The organism is Bacillus sp. P4_D3 (assembly GCF_056401855.1).
In genome coordinates this window covers 1-2,982 of sequence record NZ_JBFUIN010000380.1, presented here as the reverse complement: position 1 = coordinate 2,982, position 2,982 = coordinate 1, and the positions used below count along the sequence as shown (strand labels likewise).

3 protein-coding genes are annotated in these 2,982 nt (G+C 39.3%); all 3 read right to left on the bottom strand.

What is annotated here, in order from left to right; genetic code table 11:
* The coding region (gnd, locus tag AC1DTM_RS21395) for a phosphogluconate dehydrogenase (NAD(+)-dependent, decarboxylating) (protein ID WP_477000820.1) at window positions 1-815 on the bottom strand (815 nt) is incomplete at its 3' end.
* Between the two features lie 18 nt (window positions 816-833).
* Complete coding sequence (locus tag AC1DTM_RS21390; RefSeq protein WP_477000819.1) at window positions 834-2,183, bottom strand: GntP family permease; 1,350 nt, start codon at window positions 2,181-2,183, stop codon at window positions 834-836.
* Between the two features lie 14 nt (window positions 2,184-2,197).
* The coding region (locus AC1DTM_RS21385; RefSeq protein WP_477000818.1) for an FGGY-family carbohydrate kinase at window positions 2,198-2,982 on the bottom strand (785 nt) is incomplete at its 5' end.

Here is a 2,982-nt window from a genome sequence, read left to right as displayed (position 1 = left end):
GAACGGTAGCGCATAAATAATGACATTGCGATAACTGGTGCCGCTGCTTGTAGTTCAAGCGCAGTTTCAACAGTCCATTTCCCTTCTCCTGAAGAGTTCATTACCCCTTTAATACCCTCAAGTTTTGGATCATCTGCAAATGCCTTTTCAGTTAAGTCCATTAACCAACCACGGATAACCGATCCGTTTGCCCATACTTTTGCAACATCTTCATAATTGAAATCAAAATCACTTTTATCTAACACTTCAAATCCTTCAGCGATTGCTTGCATCATTCCATATTCAATACCGTTATGAACCATTTTTAAGAAATGACCACTTCCAACGCGGCCTGCATAAGAATAACCGTTTTCTACTGCTAAGTCTTTAAATAACGGTTCTAATTGATCATAGATTTCTTTTTCTCCACCAACCATTAAGCACGCACCATATCTAGCTCCTTCTACACCACCTGATGTACCGATATCTACGTAATGTAAGCCAAAGCTTTTCGCTTCTTCAGCACGGCGCAACGTATCCTTATAGAATGAATTTCCACCTTCAATAACGATATCGCCTTCCTCTAATAATGGATATACATCTTTTAGTACTGACTCAACAACTTCTCCTGCAGGTACCATTACCCAAATTGTACGAGGTGCTTCTAGTTCAGCGATCATTTCTTTTAATGTATGACGTGCAGTAATCCCTAGTTTTCCTGCCTTTTCAACAAGCTCATTATTTACATCGTATACAACTACTTCATGCTTGTCTTCATGTAAGTGTTCAGCTAACGGGAATCCCATTTTTCCTAATCCAATTAAACCTAGTTTCATATTAATCAATCTCCCATTCTATACAAATATATTTAATAACGAAATTAGTCCAAGTGCTACAACAGATAGTATTGTCTCCATTGCAGTCCATGTTAATAATGTTTCTTTCACAGTCATTCCGAAATACTCTTTAATCATCCAAAATCCAGAATCGTTCACATGTGATAATATTAATGACCCTGCTCCTGTTGCAAGTGCCAGTAACTCTACATTCACTCCTGGTGTACTTGCCGCAATCGGTGCCACTATTCCTGCTGCTGTCATCATGGAAACAGTAGCAGAGCCAGTCGCGATTCGAATAAGTGCAGCAATTCCCCACCCTAATAATATTGGTGAAATATGTGATTCTTTCGCCATCTCCGCAATTGTAGTTCCAATTCCAGAATCTAATAACACTTTATTAAAGGCGCCACCTGCACCGATAACTAACAGTATGTTTGCAATTGGGCCTAAACAATCATTTGTGACTTGTAAGACTTTGTCTTTAGAAAACCCTTTTGCATAGCCAAGACTAAAGAAAGAATATATCGTTGCAATTAATAATGCGACTATTGGATCTCCAATAAAGTGCAATACTTGTGCAAGTTGGCTTGTTTTATTTAATGCTACTTCCGCTATCGATGCACCTAGCATAAGAAATACTGGAAGTAAAATAGTAAACAATGTATTTCCGAAGCTAGGAAGTTCCTTCTTCTTATCTCTTTCAATAAATTGCTCCGCTATATCTAATGGTACTTCTTTATGTATACGAGCACCGATCCATTTCCCGTAAAGCGGACCTGCAATTATTGCAGTTGGAAGTCCGACAATTAATGCATATAAAATTGTCTTCCCTACATCTGCTTTAAATATACCTACCGCTGCCATAGCTGCTGGATGCGGTGGAACAAGTCCGTGTACAACCGAAAGACCTGCTACTAGCGGAATACCGATTGTAATAAGTGATACCCCTGTTTCTAACGCAATTGTAAATACTAACGGAATTAATAGTACAAATCCAACTTGGAARAATACCGGAATCCCTACTATAAATGCAACGAACATCATTGCCCAGTGAACACGCTTTTTCCCAAAACGTCCAATTAATGTGTTAGCAATTCGTTCAGCACCGCCAGACTCAGCCATCATTTTTCCAAGCATTGTTCCTAAAGCTAAAACAATCGCCAAAAATCCTAACGTATTACCAAGACCTAATTTAATAGAATCGATAATCCCTGGATGTTGTGGTGAAGTTCCAATTAAGGGCATCCCCATTGCTAGCCCTACACCGATTGCTGTTAAAATTAACGCGACAAATGGATGCCATTTTACTACCGTAATTAGTAAAAGTAATATGACAACARCCGCTAGTATGATCCCAACTACCATTTCTCCCAATCCCCCTATTGTTTACGTTGGAAAGCAGCTATACAATCAAATTCTTCTTTCAAACGATTGTAAAGTCGTTCATACATATAAAACATCTCTAAATATAAAGCCGTATTTTCTTTATTCGGTACATGGTGATGGACAATATCAATCCAATCCTTCACCTCTTCAAGCGAATCAATTTTCCCAATTGCATACAAAGCAAGTGCCGCTGCCCCAAGCGCAGATGCTTCATGACTTTCAGGAACAAGCAATTCTTTCCCCATCATGTCAGATAACATTTGTCTCCAAAATGCAGACTTTGCAAAGCCTCCTGAAACACGTATTTCAGAAAGTGGCCCTGTACAATCACGAATGGCAAGTGCAACTGAATACACACTCATACAAACTCCTTCCATGACAGCTCGTATGAAATGTTCACGTTTATGCTGAAGGTTTATACCGAAGAATGTACCACGAGCATTTGCATTCCAGTAGGGTGCACGTTCTCCAGATAAAAACGGTAAAAATAGCAATCCCTCTGCTCCAGCTGGTACACTTTCTGCATACTTAATTAATAAATCATAAGGATCAATCCCAAGCTTCCTTGCAACTTCTTGCTCTGGACTACCGAATTCATCACGTAGCCATCTTAATAAAATCCCGCCATTATTCGTCGGTCCACCGATTACCCAGTGCTCATCTGTTAATGCGTAACAAAAAGTTCTTCCTTTTTCATCTGTATTAACACTTGATGAAATTGTTCGAACTGCTCCACTTGTTCCAATCGTAATTGCAGCTGAGCCAGGTGATATTGCAC